Here is a 17,771-nt window from a genome sequence, read left to right on the forward strand (position 1 = left end):
CGACCGGGTGAGTTGACACTCTCGGGTCGAGGCAGACCGTCCGCGCCCGAGGAGATCCATGACACGCGCCATCGAACGCTCCGCCGAGACGGTCCGGGAAGCCCCCGGAGCGTGGCCGCTGCTCGGCCACATCGTGCCCATGCTGCGCCGCCCGCTGGACTTCCTGCCCGCGCTGGCCGAGCACGGCGACGTCGTGAAGGTGCGGTTCGGGCGGCTGCCGGTCTACGTCCTCGCCCACCCGGCCGCGGTGCGCGACGTGTTGGTGCCCGGCGACGTGGACGTCAAGCGCGGCCTGTGCTTCGAGAAGCTGGAACCCGGGCTGGGCAAGGGGATCGCCACCGCGTCGGGGGACGAACACCGCAGGCTGCGGGCACTGTTGCAGCCCGTCTTCGGCCGGGACCGCCTGGTCGAGTACTCGGCGGTCATGCGCGCGACCGCCGAGGAGGTCGCCGGGTCCTGGGCGGACGGCCAGGCCATCGCGGCCGACGAGGTGATGAACGACCTGGCGCTCACCGCGCTGACCCGCGGCCTGTTCCGGTTCACCCCGGACCAGGAGACCGCCGACGCGATCAAGGAAGGCATGCGGCTGCTCACCCACGGGCTGCTGGCCCGGATCGTGCTGCCCTCAGCGTGGGAACGGGTGCCCACCCCGGGCAACATCCGGTTCAGGCGGGCGATGACCAGGATGAACCGGGCGATCCGGGCGGTCATCTCGGACTACCGGGACGCCGGGCAGGACCGGGGCGACGTGCTGTCCGCGCTGCTCGCCGTCCGCGACGACGACGGCCGGGGGCTGTCCGACCAGGAGGTCCACGCCCAGGTGATGACGCTGGCATTGACCGGCGTCGAGGCCCCGGGGGCGGCGCTGGGCTGGGTCATGTACGAGATCGGCCGGAACCCCGAGGTAGCCGGCCGCATCGAGGCCGAGATCGACACCGTGCTCGGCGGCCGCCCGCCCGGATACGACGACCTGCCCGCGCTGGAGTACCTCGGCCGGGTCATCAACGAGGTCCTGCGGCTGCGCACCCCGCTGCTGTTCTCCCGGCGCACGCTGACCACCGTCCGGGCCGGCGAGACCACCATCCCCGCCGACGCCGAGATGATCTATAGCCCTTACCTGCTGCACCACGACCAGCGCTGGTTCCCGGACCCCGAGCGCTTCGACCCCGACCGGTGGCTGCCGGGGAACGCCCACCAGATTCCCCGGGGCGCCTACATCCCGTTCGCCGCCGGCGCCTACCAGTGCATCGGCAAGGTGTTCGCCATCATGGAGCTGACCATGGTCGCGGCGGTCATCTGCGCCCGCTGGCGGCCGAGCCTGGTTCCCGGCGCACCGGTTCGCGAGGTGGCCAGCGCGCTCATCCGGCCCAGCCAGCTGCCGATGACCGTGCACCGCCGGCCCCTCCCGGCGTAGCGGCGTGGATACCCGCCAGCTGCCCGACCTTCGGCTGCCGTTCGACACCGCCACCCACCCCGGCGCCGGGCGGGTCCAGGAACTGACCGAGGCCTGGTGCCGCAAGTTCGGGCTGCTGCGGTCGCCGGACGTGGCGGCCAAGTTCCGGGCGCTGGGCTACGGCCGCATCATGGCCACCCTCTGCCCGGAAGCCCCGCTGGCCGGCCTGGCCCTGGTCACCGACTGGAACAGCTTCTTCTTCATCGCCGACGACCAGCAGAACATCGCGGTCGACACCGGGCGGACCGGACGCTACGAGTCACTGGTCGCGACCCTGCGACAGGTCATCGCGGGAGCGCCGCCGGCGAATGGCCACCCGCTGGTCGTCGCGCTGCGCGACCTGCTCAGCCGCACGCTGCCGGACCGCCCCGCCTACTGGGTGGCGCGGCTGCGCCGCAACCTGGACCTGTGGCTGACCGGCCACCTGGCCGAGAACGCCTACCGCACCTCGGGGACGGTGCCCACGGTGGCGGACTACGTCCGGGTCCGCCGGGACGCCTGCACCGTACTGCCCACCCTCGACCTGGTCGAGATGATCGAAGGCGCCACCGTGCCGGATGCGCTCTACCGGACGCCCCAGTACGAGACCCTGGTCCTGGGCACCGCCGACATCATGTGCTGGATCAACGACATCCACTCGCTGCACAAGGAGCAGGGCGACCCGATCAACCTGGTGACCGTGCTGGACCACCACCGGCACCTGGGGGTAGCGGCAGCGATCGACGCGGTTGCCGAGCGCATCGCCACCAGGGTGTGGGAGCACCGCACGGCGGCCCGGGAGCTGCCGGGCACCATGACGCGCCTCGGCATCTCGCCCGCCGACCAGGTGCCGATCATGCGGTGCGTGCGGGACCAGCAGTCCTGGGCGGCCGGCATGGAGACCTGGGACCGCACGGACACCATCCGCTTCGCCGACACCGAGATGCCCGGCCCCGGCGGCACCGCGTCCTACGTGGAGGACCTGCTCGACGAAGGCGTGTCCCCATGACCATGCTCATGACCGGCAAAGCCCCCACCGCGCCGGGGGATCTCCCGCTGCTCGGGCATTCGTTGGCACTGCTGCGCCGCGACCGCATCGAGTACCTCGGCGGCCTGCGGTCCATCGGCGACATCGTGCGGATCCGGATCGGCACCCGGCCGTTCTTCGTGCTCAACTCCCCCGACCTGGTGCGCACCGTGATGCTCGAGGAGTCGAAGAGCTTCGACCGGGGACGCATCTTCGAAAAGGCGCGGCCCTACGTGGGCAACGGCCTGATCACCGCCGCCGGCACCGAGCACAAGCGGCAACGCCGCATGGTCCAGCCGGTCTTCCACCGCGGCCAGGTCGAACGCTCCGTGCGTGTCATGGGTGAAGTCGTGCGCGAGCACGCCGAGGCTTGGCCCGCCGGAAGCGCGGTGGAGATGGGCCGCGAGATGCACCTCCTGGCCAGCGAGATCATCGGCCGGACGATGTTCCGGTCGCCGGAGGCGCGCGAGGTCATCCAGCTGACCCGCGACGAGCTTCCGGCGCTGCTGCGGGGGCTTGGTCAACGCACCCTGCTCCCGGATGCCCTGGCCCGCCTCCCCAACCCGGTCATCCGCCGCTTCGACGCCGCCTGCGCCAACCTCCGCGAGGCGGCGGCGCGGCTGGTGGCGACCTACCGCAGCGACCAGGAGGACCTCGGCGACTTCGTGTCGATCCTGATGGGCGCCCACGACGCCCGGACCGGGAGCACGCTGACCGACACCGAGATCCGGGATCAGATCATGACCCTGTTGATCTCCGGCATCGAGACGCCGGCGACCGTGCTGACCTGGGTGATGTACCAGCTGGCCGGCCAACCCGAACTACAGGGTCGCCTCCGCCAGGAGGTCGACAAGGTCGGCCTGCCCTTCGAGCCGGCCGACCTGCCCGCCCTGCGCCTCACCGAGGCGGTCGTCCAGGAGGGCCTGCGCCTGCACCACCCGCTGTGGCTGCTCATGCGGCGGGCGGTCAGCCCGGTGACCCTCGGCGGCGTGCGCATCGCGGCGGGCAGCGAGGTCATCTACAGCCCGGTCGCCCTGCACCGCGACCCCGCCGTCTTCCCCGACCCGCTGCGGTTCGACCCGGACCGCTGGCTCGACGCGACCCCGCGGATGCGGCGGTCCTTCATCCCCTTCGGCCTGGGCGGCCGCCAGTGCATCGGCGACGGGTTCGGCATGACCCAGATGATGCTGACCGTCGCCGGCATAGTCGCCGGACGCCACCTCTCCCTGCCGCCCGGCTTCCGCCCCAGAACCGTGATCAGCGGCATCATGCACCTGGCCCGCTTACCCATGATCGTGGACGGCCGGGGCGACTAGGGTGCGCCGGTTGTGCCCTCCAGCTCGGCGAGCGCCTGGCCGGTGTAGACGGCGAGGCGTTGGAGGTGCGGGATGGCGTCCCGGTCGCCGACGAAGCCGAAGTTGAGGGTGTCGGCGTAGCTCATCATCGTGACGTTCAGCGCCGCCCCGTGCACCGGGATCGACACCGGGTACATCGCCTGCAGCTCGCTGCCCCGGAAGTAGTACGGCTCCCGGGGGCCGGGCACGTTGCTCACGATGACGTTGAACGCGAGCGGGATGGGCGAGGGCAGCTTGGCGTAGGAGAGGCCGACCTGTACGCCGGCCGGCGAGAGCAGCGCCGCGCTGTACGCGGTGATGGCGTCCTGCGACATGCCCTCCAGCTGCGCCTTGCCGGTGCGGGTCGACGCGGCCACCGCGGCCAGCCGGGCGACCGGGTCGGCGATGTCGGTGCCGAGGCTGGCCAGGATCGCGCCGACCGCGTTCCCGCCGCCGGCATCGCCCTTGGGGCGGATGTTGACCGGGACGAACGCGATCAGCGGCTGCTCCGGCAGCTCACCGAGTTCCAGCAGGAACCGGCGCAGGCTGCCACCCACGATGGTCAGGCAGAGGTCGTTGACCGTGGCGCCGTGCCGCCGGCCCAGCGACTTGATCTCCGACAGCGAGAACTGCTGGGTGGCGAACCGCCGGTTGCGGCCGATCCGGCGGTTGAGGATCGTGGCCGGCGCCTGGACCGGGCCGACCAGGTGCTCGGTCTCGTCGGTGCGCCGGATGTGCTGGCTGACCGCGTTGCCCACCTGGTACGCGGCCGAGGCGGCGGTGCGGATACCCCGGCCGATCTCGCTGATGCGGTCGAGGGTCTCGCTGAGGACCGAGGTGGGCTCGCTGGAACGCGGGGCCCGTTCGGCCGGCGGCACCGCGAACATCAGCGGCGTCTGCCGGTCGTCGGGGTCGGTCGACAGGCTGCGCTGGATCAGCTTCATGCCGGTGTAGCCGTCCACCAGGGCGTGGTGCAGCTTCGTGTAGATGGCGAAGCCGCCGTCTTGCATGCCCTCGATGAGGTGCATCTCCCAGGGCGGGCGGCTGAGGTCGAGCGGGTTGCTGTGCAGCCGGGAGACCAGGATGCCCAGCTCCCGCTCGTCGCCGGGGCTGGGCAACGCGGACCGGCGCAGGTGGTAGTCCAGGTCGAAGTCCTCGTCCAGGATCCACGCCTGCAGCGGCGTCGTGAGCGCGGCCGGGTGGCGCAGCTTGCGGTTCCACGGCCCGAAGACCACGGGCTCCCGGCGTACCTGCTCGACCAGCGCCCGCAGGTCGTCCGCCGCACCGGGTGACGGCGCGAACCGCAGCAGGCTGGCGACGTGCATCATCGTGCTCGGCGTCTCGCCGTAGAGGAACACGGAGTCGAGCAGGCTGATGCGACGCGGCTTCGACTGTTCACTCATGCGGCGGCTCCGATGGCGGTGAAGGGGTCAGGGCGGGCTGGGTGGGCTAGATCAACTCGGTGCGCAGCGCGCCGGGCGCTCCGGCCGGGACCGCCGGGTTGCGCGGGGCCACCGGAGCCACCGGGCGGTAGGCGGCGCCGAGCGCGGGGCGCGGGTCGGTCTCGCCCAGGTTGGGCCACAGGGCCATGGCCCGTTCGGCCTGGGCGGTGATGGTGAGCGACGGGTTCACCCCGAGGTTGGCCGAGATCGCCGAACCGTCCGCGACGTGCAGGCCGGGGTGGCCGTAGACGCGGTGGTAGGGGTCGAGCACGCCGGTCTCCGCGCTGTCCCCGATGGCGCATCCGCCGATGAAGTGCGCGGTCATCGGGATGTTGGCGATCTCCCCGAGCGAGCCGCCGGCGATCCCGTCGATCTTCTCCGCCACCCGGCGGGCGGCCTCGTTGCCGGCCGGTATCCAGGTCGGGTTCGGTTCCCCGTGCCCCCTGCCGGACACCAGGCCGAACCGGCCCAGCCGGCGGCGGCCGGACACCGTGATCGAGTTGTCCAGCGTCTGCATCACCAACAGGATGATGGACCTTTCCGACCACCGGCGCACGGAGAACCAGCTCAACTGCCGGGGATGGCGGATCAGCTGCGCGAGCCAGCTGAGCACCCGGGGGTAGGGCTTGCCGCCGTCGGTCAGCGCGGTGGCCAGCAGCCCCATCAGGTTGCTGCCCTTGCCGTAGCGCACCGGCTCGATGTGGGTGTGCTCGTCGGGGTGGAAGGACGACGTGATCGCCACGCCGTCGGTGTAGTCGACATCGGTGCGCCTGGCCTTCGCGCCCAGAATGGCCTCGGAGTTGGTCCTGGTCAGCAGGCCGAGCCGGGCCGAGAGGTTGGGCAGCACCCCGTCGGCCCGCATGCGGTGCAGCAGCTTCTGGGTGTTGTAGGTGCCGGCGGCGACCACCACGTGCTCGGCGGTGAACCGGCGACGGTTGCGCCGGCGTCGACCCGTCGCATGGGTCCGCACCGCGTAGCCGCCCCCGGGCAGTGGGCGGATCTCGGTGGCGGTGGTGAGCGGATGCACCCGGGCACCGGCCCGTTCGGCGAGGTACAGGTAGTTGCGGTCCAGGGTGTTCTTGGCGTTGTACCGGCACCCGGTCATGCAGGAACCGCAGGCGATGCAGGTCGACCGCTCCGGCCCGGCGCCGCCGAAGAACGGGTCCGGCACGGCCGTGCCGGGCGCGGTACCCGGCTCGCCGAAGAGCACCCCGACCGGCGTGGCATGGAACATCTCCCCCACCCCCATGTCCTCGGCGACCTGGCGGATCACCCGGTCCGGCTCGGTCGTCCGCGGGTTCTCGGTCACCCCCAGCATCCGTTTGGCCTGCTGGTAGAAGGGGGCCAGCTCGGACCGCCAGTCGGTGATGTGCGCCCACTGCGGGTCGTTGTAGAACGGATCCAGCGGCTCGTAGAGCGTGTTGGCGTAGTTCAGCGACCCGCCGCCGACCCCGGCGCCGGCCAGGATCACGACATCCCGGAGCAGATGGATGCGCTGCATCCCGTAGCAGCCCAGTGCCGGCGCCCACAGGAAGTTCCGCACGTCCCAGGAGGTGCGCGGCAGCGTCTCCGGCGTGAACCGGCGGCCCGCCTCGAGCACGCCGACCCGGTAGCCCTTCTCGGTCAGCCGGAGCGCGGTGACGCTGCCGCCGAACCCGGAACCGATGACCAGGACGTCATAGTCGAACCACATGTCGCGCCCCTCAGGCCGGGAACGGCCGGCAGGGCATGCGCTTCACCACGTGAAAGAAGCTACCCGGCGACAGGACCGGCTCCTCCGCCACGATGTCCGGGCAGCGGCGCATCAGCTCGATGAACAGCGCGCGCAGCTGGAACCGGGCCAGCTGGTTGCCCAGGCAGTGGTGGATCCCGCCGCCCCCGAAGGAGATGTGCGGGTTCGGGTGCCGCGAGAAGTCCAGCTCGTGCGGCCGCTCGATGGCCGTGTCGTCCCGGTTGGCCGAGCTGTAGAACATGATCAGCTTGTCGCCCTGGGTGATCTGGACGCCGTCCAGCTCGCAGTCCCGGGCGGCGGTGCGCCGGAAGGTCATGATCGGCGTCGCCCACCGGACCATCTCCTCGACCGCCGTGTTCACCCGGCCCTCCGGGTCCTCCCGCAGCCAGGCGCGCTGGTCGGGGTGCGTGGTCAGCGAGCGCAGGCCGTGCGCCAGGGACTGGCGGGTGGTGTCGTTGCCCGCGATGGTCAGCAGCACGAAGAACGAGCCGATCTCGTGGTCGGTCAGCTTCTCCCCGTCAACCTCGGCCTGGGCGAGCGAGGTGAACAGGTCGTCGGCCGGGTTGGCCCGCCGCTCGGTGACCGTGCGCTGGGAGAGCTCGTGCATGTAGGTCAGGGAGGTGAGCATCGTGCCGAGCTTTTCCTCGGTCGTACCACCGGAGACCTCGTCGTCGCCCCAGGACATGAACACGGTCATCTCGTGCGAGGTCTTCTGCCGCTCGCCGTCGGGCACGCCCATCATGTCGTTGAAGTTGTGCATCGGCAGCAACGTGCCGCACTCGGACACCCAGTCCACCCAGCCGTCCGGCGATGCCTTCGCTTTCTCCAGGAGGTTGTCCACCACCTTGGTGGCGTTCGCGTTGATCCGGTCCTCGATGCGGCGCATCTGCTTCGGGGTGAACGCCACGGACACCAGCCGGCGCAGCTTCGAGTGGCGCGGCGGGTCCATCGCGATGATCGACTGGGCCGACTCCAGCATCTCGACCGGCAGGTTGTCGCCCACGATCCCCGGCCCGGAGAGGAAGTCGTCCGGTCGCTTGGTCACCTCGACCAGGTGTCGATGGGTGGTGACCGCCCAGTAGCCGTAGTCGTCCGGGACCGGCAGCAGGTTGTCCTCCAGCGGCGGCTGCCAGGTGATCGGCCGCTCCCGGCGCAGCACCGCGAAGGTCCGCTCCCGCTCGTCCATCGTGGTCGCCCAGAACTCGCGCTTGGAAATGTTGATCTCGTCGTACGGGCGGTCCGGATTCCCGCTGGCCTGCCGGGTAAGTCCGGTTCCCTGGCCTTCGAACATGTTCGTGGTGGTCATGGCTGCGTCCTCCTCGTCGAGCGCTCCCCGCCTTGCACAGATGGTCGCATGGTATGTAGTGGATGCACAAGTCTCTGATTTTGTGCACCATGGACCCGATGCTTGCGCAATTGTGCATGGCGACCCCGAAACACTGTGACTGCCGTTACACACCTTGTCGCCGTGCGTCACGATCGGCAATGTCCGTGCACAACTAGATGAATCTGTGCACACAGGTAACTTCATGCGACATATTGGACACTCGTTGCGCGAGAGCGGGTTCGTGTTCAAGAATCGGCCCATGACGGCTACGTTCACCGAACGGGTCCGCGCGCAGCTGCGGGAGGAACTCCTCGACGCCGCCCAGGCGGCGGTGTTTGCCGGCGGGTGGCAGCGGCTGCGCATGCAGGCGATCGCCGATCAGGTGGGCGTCAGCCGGCGCACCGTCTACAACGAGTTCGGCAACAAGGCCCGGCTCGCCGAGGCGCTCATCCTCCGGGTCACCGAACGCTTTCTCGACGAGGTCCAGGCCGTGCTCACCAGCGCCCCGGACCTACCGGCCGGGTGGGAGCAGGCCGTGCTCGCCGCGTTGCGCGCGGCGGAGTCCGACCCGCTGCTCGGCACCGTGCTCGCGGGGACCGAGGCCGTCGAGTTCCTACCGCTGCTCACCAGCGAGGGAACCGCCGTCATCGACTACGCCACCGAACGCATGACCCTGGCCGCGCGGCAACGGTGGCCGGAGCTGTCCGAGCGATCCACCCGGCTCGCCGCCGAGGCCACCGTCCGCCTCACGCTCAGCCACATCGTGCGCCCCGGCCCCAGCCTGGAATCCGCCGCCCGGGACATCGCCGAGCTCACCACCGGCTACCTCGCTCCGGACCACTAGCACGCCGAGCCGCTCGCCAGCCACCGGGCGTGTCCGAGCACTCCCGTTTGAACGCGCGGATGAACGCGTTGACGTCCCGGTACCCGACCCGGTGCGCCACCTGGGCGACCGACAGGCCCGCGCACCGGGGATCGGCCAACAACCGGCGAGACCGGCGCAGCCGCTCGATCCGGATGTAGGCGCCGGGGCTCGATCCGGCCTCGGCGAACGCGAGCTGGAGGTAGCGCAGCGACACTCCCTGGGCGGCCGCCACGGTTTCCGGCGTGAGGTCCGGGTCGGCCAAGCGCTCGCCTACGAACGCCTTGGCCGCCGCCACCACGGCCCGCCGGCCGAGCGGCGCCGGCCCGGACGTGCTCAGTACGCTCACCGCCAGCTCGACGGCGGTGTGTCCCAGTTCCTCGCGCTCCCGCTCCGACAGTCCTGGCTCGACCGCGACGACCTCCGTGGCGAACGCGCGGAAGACCGAGGCCATCGCGCCCCGGGTGCCGCCGGCCTCCAGCCGCCGCCGGGCACTGACCAGTTCACCCGAGGGCACGATCCGCCGAGGCGCCTGCAGCACGACCACCCGGTTGGGCCGGTCGAACACCAGCTCGTAGGGGCGTTCGGCGACGTGAACGGACACCGCGCCCGGCGACACCGCCGTCTCGCCGCCCTCCTGCCGCACCAGTGCCGGCCCGAGGATGGGGGCCAGCAACAGCACGTCGTCACAGCCGTCGCGGCGTACACCGCGAGCCGTCCGCACGACCCGCGAGCGGTCCGTACCGACCACCGTCAGCCGGACCGAGTCGCCGAGATCGCATCGGCGCAGCGAGGCCCGGAACGCCTCCCCCGCGTCGCTGATCGACAGGGAGATGAAGTTGTCCGTGATCAACCGTGCCCAGGTCGACGGGGAGTCCGTGACGACGTCGATGGCAACCACTCCTCGGTGGGCGGAGGCGGCCAGGGTGCGCGGATTGCCGATGGCCGGTGCGCGAACGGCCGACCACGGCCGGCACATCCGCCTTAGCGTGCCCACGCCCGGCAAACCCCGTCAACCGTGGAGGCCCACCGTGGACACCATGACCCACGTCATCGCCAACAGCTCGGAGGCCGAGTTCGTCCGGTTCGACTACCCCGAGGCCGGCCGGACCGGGAGAACCTCGACGTTCGGCGAGATCGCGGTGCTGCGCGACACGTCGTACAACGGGACCCTTTTCGTCACGGCGTTCTGGCGGGTGGGAGCCGCTACCTCGCCGCTGTACGACTTCCCGCTCGGCGACGAGTCCGGCTACGTCATCCACGGCTCGGCGACGGTCGAGCTTCTGGACAGCGGGCAGGTCGTCCAGCTCAAAGCCGGTGACCTCTACTCCTTCCGGAAGGGCACCCTGAGCCGCTGGACCTTCCACGAGCCCTTCCAGAAGTTCGTCGTGGTCGCGGACGGCGCGCCCTGAGCCGGGTCAGCCGGCGCCCATCTCGACCAGGAGCACGCCGACGCTGATCAGCGCGATGCCGGAACCCATGGTCCGGGTGAGCGGGTCCCGGAAGGCCATCCGGCCGATGACCGCGGTGAGCGCGATGCCCACAGCGGCCCAGATGCCGTAGGCGACGCCCAGCGGCATTCCCGCGCGCAGGGACAGGGCGAGCAGCGCGAAGGAGATGGTATAGCCGCCGATCACGGCCGGCGCCCATCGCTTGTCCCGCAGGCCTTCGCTGACCCGCAGGGCCATGGTGCCGGCGATCTCGAACGCGATGGCCAGGCTCAGGTACAGCCAGCTCACGGGGCACCCCCGGCGTGGCCGGGTTCGGCCTCGGCGGCGCCCGAGCCCCACTCGACGAGCAGCACGCCGGCCACGATGCAGGCGAAGCCCAGTCCCATGACCCAGGTCAACGGGTCGTGGAACAGGAACGCTCCGGCGACGGCGGTGATCGCCACTCCGCAGGCGCTCCAGATCCCGTAGGCCACGCCCACCGGCACGCCGCGGCGGAGCAGCGCGGCGAGGAAGACGAACGACAGTGGGTAGCCGGTGAGCACCAGCACGATCCACGCCGGGTGGTCGAGCATCGCCCGCAGCGCGAGGGTGGCCACCACCTCCGAGGAAATCGCGCCGGCCAGGTAGAGCCACTTGGTCATGCGTTCCCCTCGATACCGATGCCGTTCCGGTTGAAGGCCGGCCGGGCCCCGTGCACCAGCCCGTCGGCGATCTCCGGCAGCTCCGCCGCGCCGACCGCCTCCGGCCCGATGGTGATCAGTTGCAGGATGAGCCCGTCGGCGGTGGCCACGGCCAACCGGGCGAGCTTGTGCAGGTCCACGTCGTGCTCGCGCTCGGTGGCGGCCGCCGCGAGCACCGGGAGCAGGCCGTCGAGGTAGCGGCGGTACGCCCGCCTCGCGGCTTCCGCGTGGCCGTCCTGGGTGCGCAGCATCCAGGTGAGCAGCGCGTACTGGGTGACCATCGCCTCCGGGGCGGCCAGCGCCCAGTGTCGGAAGGTCTCCAGGTAGTCGGTTACCGCCCGGCCCAGGCCGCTGCCCGGCGCGGCCGCGCGCTCGGCGATGAGCTGGTAGGTGCGGTCCACCGCGTCGTCGATGACCGCGACGAACAGCTCCTCCTTGGTGCCGAAGCTGTAGTGCAGCAGCCCCAGCGGGACGCCGGCCTCCTCGGCGATCCGCCGGGTGCTCGCCCCGGCGACGCCCTCCCGGCCGATGACCCGGCTGGTCGCCGCGATCAGCTGTGCGCGCCGTTCGGCGACCGGCATGTGGGCCATCGGCGGTCAGCGTACGTTGAGCAGGCCCGCCATGCCGAGCTGTTCGCGCTGGCCGTGCAGCAGGTCGTGCGGGTCGGCCAGCTCCACGTAGCCCAGGAACGGCGGCGCGACGTCGTAGCCGAGCAGGCGCTGGATGTCCTCCGGGTACTGGCGCACCACCTCCAGCGGGACGGCCAGGTACTGGTTCTCCTCCTGCCGCACGTTGGCGCTGTCCAGGCCGAAGGCCACCCCGGTGCGCGGGCCGCCGGAGTTGTTGGGCCCGCCGCAGTGGAAGGTGCTGCCCAGCCAGGCCACGGCCGAGCCGGCGGCCATCTGGGTGGGCACGGCCTCCTCCAGCTTCGGCCCCCGGTCGTCGTCCCACCGGTGGCTGCCGGGCACCACCCAGGTGCCGCCGTTCTCGGCGGTGAAGTCGCTCAGCGCCACCATCACCACCAGCCGGGTCTCCGGTCCGGGGTGGCGGTTGAGGTGCACGACGTCGTCCCGGTGCAGGCCCTGCACGGTCTCACCGGGCCAGATCTGGATGCCCTGGCCGAACCCGACCTGCATGGACGGGGTCAGCTCGATCCGCTCGTCGTTGATCCAGGTGGACACCGGCCGGCGCAGGAAATACTCGGCGGCGCCGTAGAACCGGCGCTCCTTGATCAAGGTGGCGGAGTGCATGGTCTTGGCGAACAGCGAGCACACCCGGCGGGTCCGGTTCCCGATGAAGCCCTCCTCGCCCCACTCCTGGGCCTCGAACCTCGGTTCCAGGTCGGCCCACAACCCGCGCAGGGTCTGCTCGTCGGCGAACTCCTCCAGGATCACCACGCCCTCGGCGTCCAACGCGGCGCAAACCTCGTCCACAGAGGCGTCCCGCGCCATCGAACGCACGGCCGTGCTCGGTGCGGCCATCCCCAGATCCTCCCGCCGATGACCATCTTGGTCGAACGACCAAGTTCGAGCATGGGCGACGCCGCGCGGGGTTGTCAAGCGTCGTTTGGTTTTGACTCCGAGGCCCCGGCCAGCTTGCGGCGCAGCGCCTTCAGCTCCTCGTACTTCGCCGTGACGTCCCGCATGATCGCCGCCATGCCGGCGACCCGGCCGTCGGCGTCCACCACTGGCACGATGGTGAACTCCACCGAGATGCGCGCGCCCGACTTGGTCAGGCCGGGAACGCTCAGCAGGTCGCCGTCGCCGTACCGGCTCACGCCGGTGCGCATCACCTGCTCGTAGCCACGCCAGTGCGCGGCGCGCAGGCGCTCCGGGATGACCAGGTCGAGCGAGCGGTCGACCGCCTCGGCGCGGCCGAAGCCGAAGATCCGCTCCGCCCCCGGGTTCCAGAACCTGATGATCCCCTCGCGGTCCGTCGCAATGATCGCGTCGGCGGGACTGGACAGCACGGCCGACCCGATGAGGTCCGCGAGCTCGGGCGCCGGGCTGCTCTGCTCTGGCATATACCGACGCTACGTTCGCACGCAAGGCTGTGCAGGCCTGGCCCGTGCGGTGACGGACCCGGCCGGCGGCCGGAAGACGGCTCGGACAGCGCGGGCTGAACGGTCTCCCGGGTGTCGCGGTCTTCGTCACGCAGCGTTGCCAACGGCCGAGCCTGCACGGGCAACTCCACGGCCAGCCCTCATCGAGTGCGACACCACTCTGGTTCGATCCGGAAAAAACCAGAACGGTGTCGACTTCGATGAGCCAGGGGTACCGAACCCGACCGACACCGGTCACACCCCGTAGCAAGGCTGGCAGCCGTGACGGGAACCGCGGCAGGGCGGGCCGAAACGGCCGGAGCGTGGGTCAAGCCCAGCGGAAACCGCATCGATCGCCAGATGCAATGGGCGCCGCCCGAGCTGCGGCAGACTGCCCAGCCCGCGCCGTCCAAGCCGATCTCTAATCCGCCGGATCCCCGGTAAGGGTGCTAAGCAGCCGTCGGCGCCGGCGTCGCCGCCGGTCCCGCGGAGAGCTGCCGGTCGACCTTGTTGACGACCTGGAAGGTGGTCACCGTCATCACGCAGATCCAGCCGAAGAACACCACCACCGGCAGCCAGAACGCGCCGATGCCGTCGTAGGCGAACAGGCCGGTCTTGAAGAACACGATCAGGCCGGCCGGGAAGATGAGCACCGCCGACCACAGGTTCAGGTAGGCCACCCAGCGCGGGTAGAGGGTGGGCACGTTGTGGTCGTTGAAGATGGCGAGCGCGATGACGATCATCCAGATGCTGAACGGGGGCCAGGTGAACAGCCAGTCGAACCACACCCAGTCGTTCATGACCTGGATGATGCTCGGGTCCAGGGTGTCTACCCGGAACGCGCACACCGCCCAGGTCATCGGGATCAGGATGAAGAACACGTAGCCGCCGCCGACCAGGGCGATCGAGGCGTAGGTCAGGATCGGGTAGCCGCGCTCCATCTTGCGGATGAACAGGGTCACCGCGATTGCCCAGGTGGCCCAGAACGACCAGCAGATGCACTGCAGCACCGAGCCGATCTGGATCTCGGTGCGCCGCTCCATGAACCGCGCGGCCAGCTGCTCCGGGCTCAGCGCCGGCGAAGGCCCGGGGATGAATTGCATCAGCAGCCCCTGCGCCACGACCAGCGCGGCCACCAGCACCGGCCCGGTCCACAGGAACCCCTTGACCACCCGCGTGTTCATCTCGGTCTGCATGGTCATCCGCTCCTCCTGGGAGACGTGCCGCGCTTGAGAGGGTAGGCAGCACGGCACCTTGAACGCAAGTGGCACTTTCGTCAGACGTTAGCGTCACTCACACCATCGGGATGAGTATCGTGATCGGCATGAGGCGTACCAGGCGCGGCCCGAGTGAGAACCAGGAGCTGCTGCTGAAGACCGCGCACCGGCTGTTCACCGCGCAGGGCTACCACGGCACCACCACCAAGCAGATCGCCGATGAGTCCGGCGTCGGCGAGCCCGTGCTGTTCCGTCATTTCGGCTCGAAGGCCGGGCTGTTCGAAGCGGCGATCCTCAAGCCGTTCACCGAGTTCGTCACCGACTGGGCGGCATCCTGGGACCGCAGGCCGCCCTCGTCCACCGACGCCCTGGTCATCACCCGCTCGTTCGTCAAAGGGTTCTACGCGGTCGTCGAGGACCACCGTGACCTGCTGCGCACGCTGGTCGCGGCCCGGGTCCAGGGGGCCGACCGGGAGCTGGAACGCATCTCGGCCGAGTTCAGCGAGCACTTCGCCGACGGGCTGCGGGTGATGCGCCGGATCCTGCTGCAGCACGGCGAACCCCGCGACTACCAGCACCTGGACCCGCCGCTCACCGTCGCCGTCGCCTGCGGTTCGGTGATGTCCCTGCTGCTGCTCGACGACTGGCTGTTCCCCGGTCACGAGCGCCGGCCCGGCAAGTCCCGCCAGATCAACGAGCTGACCCAGATGCTGCTGCACGGCATCGCACACCGGGCCGGCTGAACCGTCCCGCCGATCCGTCCCGCCGAGGAGCCACAGATGGAAGTTCCGGAGGCCGAACACCTGCACCGGCTGCACGCCGTGCGGGAGGAGCTGACCCGGGTGGAACAGCTTTACAGCGGCCAGGTGCACCCGCCCGCATGGCTGCGGGCAACCGAAGGGGAGAGCCGGTGGCCGGCCACCGCCGCGATCGTCCTGGCGATCGGGCTGCAGCTCGCCCTGCCGGATCGCCTGACCCTGATGTCCAAGTGGTTGCTGCCCGGCCTGGAGCTGGCGGTGCTGGCCGGGCTGGTCGTCGCGGCGCCGAACCGGTTCCACCGCGAGTCGCCGAGGCTGCGCGTCGCCAGCCTCAGCCTGACCGCCCTGCTCAGCCTGGCCACCGCGTGGTCGGCCGCGTTGCTCGCCGCCGAGCTGGTCACCGGGAGGGCCGGCGAGGAGGCCGGCCCACTGCTGTCCACCGGCGCCGCGATCTGGCTGACCAACATCATCGCGTTCGCCCTGTGGTACTGGCAGTTCGACCGGGGCGGACCCGCCGCCCGCGCCCACGCCCGCCGGCGCAACCCGGACTTCCAGTTCCCCCAGATGGCGTCCCCGGAGCTGGCCCCGAACGACTGGGAGCCCGGTTTCGTGGACTACCTGTACCTGTCCTTCACCAACGCCACCGCGTTCAGCCCGACCGACGTGATGCCGTGGACCCGCTGGGCGAAGCTCACCATGCTGGCCCAGTCGCTGGTCTCGCTGGTCACCGTGGCGCTGGTGATCGCCCGGGCGGTCAACATCCTCAAGTAGCCCGGGCCCGCCGGCGCAACGCGAACTCGGTCTTGGTGCCCTGGCGGGGCGACAGGGCCACGGCGCCGGCCTCGAGCAGGCGCCGCACCTGGCGGGCCACCCGGCCGGCCCGCTCCGGCCGGCACTTGGTGGACAGCTCCACCAGGGTTTCGCCGTTGGGGAACAGCCAGGACTCCAGGCCGAGCTCACCGAGCTTCGGCACCCGCCCGGTCAGCTTGCGCACCGAGATCGGCCCGAAGTTCCGGAGGTTGTCGATGTCCAGCGAGTCGGCCAGCAACGAGCGCAGGAACAGCCGCTGCTCGTCGGAGCACAGATCGCTCCAGGTCCGGCGGCGCTCGCACAGCTTTCGCACGCTGGTCGCCTTGACCTGCTCCTTCACCGACGCGCACCACAGGGTGTGGTGCGGCAACGCGTCCAGCTCGAGGTTCAGCCGGGACAGCCGGCGCACCGAGGAGGGCAGCCGGCGGGACCGGGGCAGCCGCAGCTTGCACACCAGATCCGCCTGCCCCGCCGTCTTGACCCGCGCCCGCGTGACGATGCCCTCGCGGTAGAGCGCCAGATCCGGGCGGTCGAAGTAGTAGATCTGCCGGGCCTGCGTCTCGCGGTCCACCACGCCGAGCGCGTCCGCCAGGTCGTCCTGGCTGCGCCCGGCGGCGGCGAGCTGGATCTTCAGCTCGATCCGGTCCAGCTTGCCGGCCCGGGCCATCATTGCGGGGAGCTCGGCCCAGGGCTTACCGGTCACTCGACCACATCGTCGAAGCGGAACAAAAGATGGCCTCTCGGTAAACAGTAGGTGACGAACTATCGACTGTACGCCACCGACTCCTCCGGCGTCGCCGGATTTGCGCGCGTCAGGCCGGCTCCTTGAGGAAGGTTACAACCGCGTCCAGGAACGCCTCGTGCTGTTCCACGTTCGACAGGTGCACCGCCGGCAGCACCCTGAGCCGTGCGCCGGGGATGCCGGCGGCGATCTCCTTGCCGTGCTCGGCGGAGGTGACGGTGTCGTGCTCCCCGGCGATGACCAGGGTCGGGCTGCCGATCAGCGAGATGGTCCGGCGCAGGTCGGCGTCGCGCACCGCCGCCCAGCTGCCGGCCACCCCCTCCCGCTTCGTGGCGCGCAGCGTCCGGCGGAACGCCTCGACCGCCGGATTGTCGGTTTCCAGCATTTGCGCGGGGAACCAGTTCCGCAGGAACGTCTCCGCGGTGGCGTCCATGTCCGGGGCGGCCAGCAGCTCGGCGATGGCGCCGTCGAAGTACTCGGGCGGACCGACGTGGGCAGCGGTGTTGGCGAGCACCAGGCGGTCCACGCGCTCCGGAGCGTGGATGCCCAGCCACTGCCCGACGAACCCGCCGAGGGACAGCCCGAGCAGGTGCACCCGCCGCAGGCCCAGCGCGTCCAGCAGCTCGAGAACGTCCCGGCCCAGGCGGTCCACCGAGTAGGCACCGGTGGGCACGCCGGAGTCGCCGTGGCCGCGCCCGTCGTAGCGCAGCACCCGGAAATGCTCGGACAGCGCGGGGACCTCGGCGTCCCACATGTGCAGGTCGGTGCCGATCGAGTTGGACAGCAACAACACGGGCAGTTCGCTGGGGCCGTCGAAGCGGTAGGCAATCCGGACACCGTCGCCGGTGGTGATGAAGGAGGTTTCCATGACGTCCATGCTCGGCGGCCGCGCGTCCGATTTCCATTACAAAGATCG

At 70.6% G+C, this 17,771-nt stretch carries 19 protein-coding genes; 7 read left to right on the plus strand and 12 right to left on the minus strand.

What is annotated here, in order from left to right; all coding sequences use genetic code 11:
• Positions 1 to 58 precede the first annotated feature (58 nt).
• From ABEB12_RS38280 to ABEB12_RS38290, 3 genes are read left to right on the plus strand one after another with little or no spacing between them, the layout of a single operon-like run.
• Positions 59 to 1,414 carry a cytochrome P450 gene (locus ABEB12_RS38280; RefSeq protein WP_185062067.1) on the plus strand — a complete coding sequence of 452 codons (1,356 nt, stop codon included), beginning with the start codon at positions 59 to 61 and terminating at the stop codon, positions 1,412 to 1,414.
• 4 nt (positions 1,415 to 1,418) lie between these two features.
• A complete protein-coding gene (locus ABEB12_RS38285; RefSeq protein WP_185062068.1) occupies positions 1,419 to 2,441 on the plus strand; it encodes a terpene synthase family protein in 1,023 nt (340 codons plus the stop codon).
• The gene (locus ABEB12_RS38290; RefSeq protein WP_185062069.1) at positions 2,438 to 3,775 is read left to right on the plus strand and encodes a cytochrome P450; all 1,338 of its coding nucleotides are present in this window, start codon (positions 2,438 to 2,440) and stop codon (positions 3,773 to 3,775) included. The genes ABEB12_RS38285 and ABEB12_RS38290 overlap by 4 nt, the downstream gene beginning before the upstream one ends.
• Here ABEB12_RS38290 and ABEB12_RS38295 read toward each other — a convergent pair.
• The 3 genes from ABEB12_RS38295 to ABEB12_RS38305 are packed head-to-tail and all read right to left on the minus strand — an operon-like array spanning position 3,772 to position 8,273.
• The gene (locus ABEB12_RS38295; protein WP_185062070.1) at positions 3,772 to 5,196 is read right to left on the minus strand and encodes a wax ester/triacylglycerol synthase family O-acyltransferase; all 1,425 of its coding nucleotides are present in this window, start codon (positions 5,194 to 5,196) and stop codon (positions 3,772 to 3,774) included. The two genes, ABEB12_RS38290 and ABEB12_RS38295, sit on opposite strands and share 4 nt — an antisense overlap.
• Before the next feature lie 46 nt (positions 5,197 to 5,242).
• Positions 5,243 to 6,928, minus strand: a complete 1,686-nt coding sequence (locus ABEB12_RS38300) for a GMC oxidoreductase (protein ID WP_185062071.1) — start codon at positions 6,926 to 6,928, stop codon at positions 5,243 to 5,245.
• 10 nt (positions 6,929 to 6,938) lie between these two features.
• Positions 6,939 to 8,273: a cytochrome P450 gene (locus ABEB12_RS38305; protein WP_345703516.1), complete on the minus strand. Its 1,335-nt coding sequence runs from the start codon at positions 8,271 to 8,273 to the stop codon at positions 6,939 to 6,941.
• A 280-nt stretch (positions 8,274 to 8,553) separates the two neighbouring features.
• Here ABEB12_RS38305 and ABEB12_RS38310 point away from each other — a divergent pair, with 280 nt between their 5' ends.
• Entirely contained in the window at positions 8,554 to 9,138 is a 585-nt protein-coding gene (locus ABEB12_RS38310) for a TetR family transcriptional regulator (RefSeq protein WP_185062072.1), read from the plus strand.
• Here the strand turns inward: ABEB12_RS38310 and ABEB12_RS38315 are convergent.
• Positions 9,107 to 10,135: a helix-turn-helix domain-containing protein gene (locus tag ABEB12_RS38315; protein WP_185062073.1), complete on the minus strand. Its 1,029-nt coding sequence runs from the start codon at positions 10,133 to 10,135 to the stop codon at positions 9,107 to 9,109. The two genes, ABEB12_RS38310 and ABEB12_RS38315, sit on opposite strands and share 32 nt — an antisense overlap.
• Before the next feature lie 61 nt (positions 10,136 to 10,196).
• Here ABEB12_RS38315 and ABEB12_RS38320 point away from each other — a divergent pair, with 61 nt between their 5' ends.
• Positions 10,197 to 10,568, plus strand: a complete 372-nt coding sequence (locus ABEB12_RS38320; RefSeq protein ID WP_185062074.1) for a cupin domain-containing protein — start codon at positions 10,197 to 10,199, stop codon at positions 10,566 to 10,568.
• 6 nt (positions 10,569 to 10,574) lie between these two features.
• Here the strand turns inward: ABEB12_RS38320 and ABEB12_RS38325 are convergent, their stop codons facing one another.
• The 6 genes from ABEB12_RS38325 to ABEB12_RS38350 form a co-directional block, all read right to left on the minus strand.
• Positions 10,575 to 10,895: an SMR family transporter gene (locus tag ABEB12_RS38325; RefSeq protein ID WP_185062075.1), complete on the minus strand. Its 321-nt coding sequence runs from the start codon at positions 10,893 to 10,895 to the stop codon at positions 10,575 to 10,577.
• On the minus strand, positions 10,892 to 11,248 hold the full coding sequence (locus ABEB12_RS38330) for an SMR family transporter (RefSeq protein WP_185062076.1): 357 nt from the start codon (positions 11,246 to 11,248) through the stop codon (positions 10,892 to 10,894). Before ABEB12_RS38330 ends, ABEB12_RS38325 begins: the two co-directional genes overlap by 4 nt.
• Positions 11,245 to 11,877, minus strand: coding sequence for a TetR family transcriptional regulator (locus ABEB12_RS38335; protein ID WP_185062077.1), 633 nt, complete (start codon positions 11,875 to 11,877; stop codon positions 11,245 to 11,247). The genes ABEB12_RS38330 and ABEB12_RS38335 overlap by 4 nt, the downstream gene beginning before the upstream one ends.
• Before the next feature lie 6 nt (positions 11,878 to 11,883).
• The gene (locus ABEB12_RS38340) at positions 11,884 to 12,768 is read right to left on the minus strand and encodes a phytanoyl-CoA dioxygenase family protein (RefSeq protein ID WP_185062078.1); all 885 of its coding nucleotides are present in this window, start codon (positions 12,766 to 12,768) and stop codon (positions 11,884 to 11,886) included.
• Positions 12,769 to 12,842: 74 nt separating this feature from the next.
• Positions 12,843 to 13,310, minus strand: coding sequence for a PAS domain S-box protein (locus ABEB12_RS38345; RefSeq protein WP_185062079.1), 468 nt, complete (start codon positions 13,308 to 13,310; stop codon positions 12,843 to 12,845).
• Positions 13,311 to 13,777: 467 nt separating this feature from the next.
• On the minus strand, positions 13,778 to 14,530 hold the full coding sequence (locus ABEB12_RS38350) for a hypothetical protein (protein ID WP_185062080.1): 753 nt from the start codon (positions 14,528 to 14,530) through the stop codon (positions 13,778 to 13,780).
• A gap of 122 nt (positions 14,531 to 14,652) precedes the next feature.
• Here ABEB12_RS38350 and ABEB12_RS38355 point away from each other — a divergent pair, with 122 nt between their 5' ends.
• Positions 14,653 to 15,288 (plus strand): TetR family transcriptional regulator, encoded by a 636-nt coding sequence (locus ABEB12_RS38355; RefSeq protein ID WP_185062081.1) that lies wholly within the window; start codon positions 14,653 to 14,655, stop codon positions 15,286 to 15,288.
• 36 nt (positions 15,289 to 15,324) lie between these two features.
• Complete coding sequence (locus ABEB12_RS38360) at positions 15,325 to 16,074, plus strand: DUF1345 domain-containing protein (RefSeq protein WP_185062082.1); 750 nt, start codon at positions 15,325 to 15,327, stop codon at positions 16,072 to 16,074.
• On the opposite strand, the gene ABEB12_RS38365 is transcribed toward ABEB12_RS38360, so the two are convergent.
• Entirely contained in the window at positions 16,067 to 16,816 is a 750-nt protein-coding gene (locus tag ABEB12_RS38365) for a hypothetical protein (RefSeq protein WP_185062083.1), read from the minus strand. The genes ABEB12_RS38360 and ABEB12_RS38365 overlap by 8 nt on opposite strands.
• A 109-nt stretch (positions 16,817 to 16,925) precedes the next feature.
• Positions 16,926 to 17,723: an alpha/beta fold hydrolase gene (locus ABEB12_RS38370; protein WP_185062084.1), complete on the minus strand. Its 798-nt coding sequence runs from the start codon at positions 17,721 to 17,723 to the stop codon at positions 16,926 to 16,928.
• Between the last annotated feature and the right edge of the window lie 48 nt (positions 17,724 to 17,771).

Source organism: Actinospineispora eucalypti, from assembly GCF_039543365.1.
In the GTDB taxonomy this organism is placed as follows: Bacteria; Actinomycetota; Actinomycetes; order Mycobacteriales; family Pseudonocardiaceae; genus Pseudonocardia; species Pseudonocardia eucalypti.

Excerpts from the sequence above, each read along its gene's own strand:
- ABEB12_RS38280 (WP_185062067.1), top strand. The coding sequence starts at position 59 with ATGACACGCGCCATCGAACGCTCCGCCGAGACGGTCCGGGAAGCCCCC.
- ABEB12_RS38290 (WP_185062069.1), top strand. The coding sequence starts at position 2,438 with ATGACCATGCTCATGACCGGCAAAGCCCCCACCGCGCCGGGGGATCTC.
- ABEB12_RS38295 (WP_185062070.1), bottom strand. The coding sequence starts at position 5,196 with ATGAGTGAACAGTCGAAGCCGCGTCGCATCAGCCTGCTCGACTCCGTG.
- ABEB12_RS38300 (WP_185062071.1), bottom strand. The coding sequence starts at position 6,928 with ATGTGGTTCGACTATGACGTCCTGGTCATCGGTTCCGGGTTCGGCGGC.
- ABEB12_RS38305 (WP_345703516.1), bottom strand. The coding sequence starts at position 8,273 with ATGACCACCACGAACATGTTCGAAGGCCAGGGAACCGGACTTACCCGG.
- ABEB12_RS38310 (WP_185062072.1), top strand. The coding sequence starts at position 8,554 with ATGACGGCTACGTTCACCGAACGGGTCCGCGCGCAGCTGCGGGAGGAA.
- ABEB12_RS38315 (WP_185062073.1), bottom strand. The coding sequence starts at position 10,135 with ATGTGCCGGCCGTGGTCGGCCGTTCGCGCACCGGCCATCGGCAATCCG.
- ABEB12_RS38320 (WP_185062074.1), top strand. The coding sequence starts at position 10,197 with ATGACCCACGTCATCGCCAACAGCTCGGAGGCCGAGTTCGTCCGGTTC.
- ABEB12_RS38330 (WP_185062076.1), bottom strand. The coding sequence starts at position 11,248 with ATGACCAAGTGGCTCTACCTGGCCGGCGCGATTTCCTCGGAGGTGGTG.
- ABEB12_RS38335 (WP_185062077.1), bottom strand. The coding sequence starts at position 11,877 with ATGGCCCACATGCCGGTCGCCGAACGGCGCGCACAGCTGATCGCGGCG.
- ABEB12_RS38340 (WP_185062078.1), bottom strand. The coding sequence starts at position 12,768 with ATGGCCGCACCGAGCACGGCCGTGCGTTCGATGGCGCGGGACGCCTCT.
- ABEB12_RS38345 (WP_185062079.1), bottom strand. The coding sequence starts at position 13,310 with ATGCCAGAGCAGAGCAGCCCGGCGCCCGAGCTCGCGGACCTCATCGGG.
- ABEB12_RS38350 (WP_185062080.1), bottom strand. The coding sequence starts at position 14,530 with ATGACCATGCAGACCGAGATGAACACGCGGGTGGTCAAGGGGTTCCTG.
- ABEB12_RS38355 (WP_185062081.1), top strand. The coding sequence starts at position 14,653 with ATGAGGCGTACCAGGCGCGGCCCGAGTGAGAACCAGGAGCTGCTGCTG.
- ABEB12_RS38360 (WP_185062082.1), top strand. The coding sequence starts at position 15,325 with ATGGAAGTTCCGGAGGCCGAACACCTGCACCGGCTGCACGCCGTGCGG.
- ABEB12_RS38370 (WP_185062084.1), bottom strand. The coding sequence starts at position 17,723 with ATGGAAACCTCCTTCATCACCACCGGCGACGGTGTCCGGATTGCCTAC.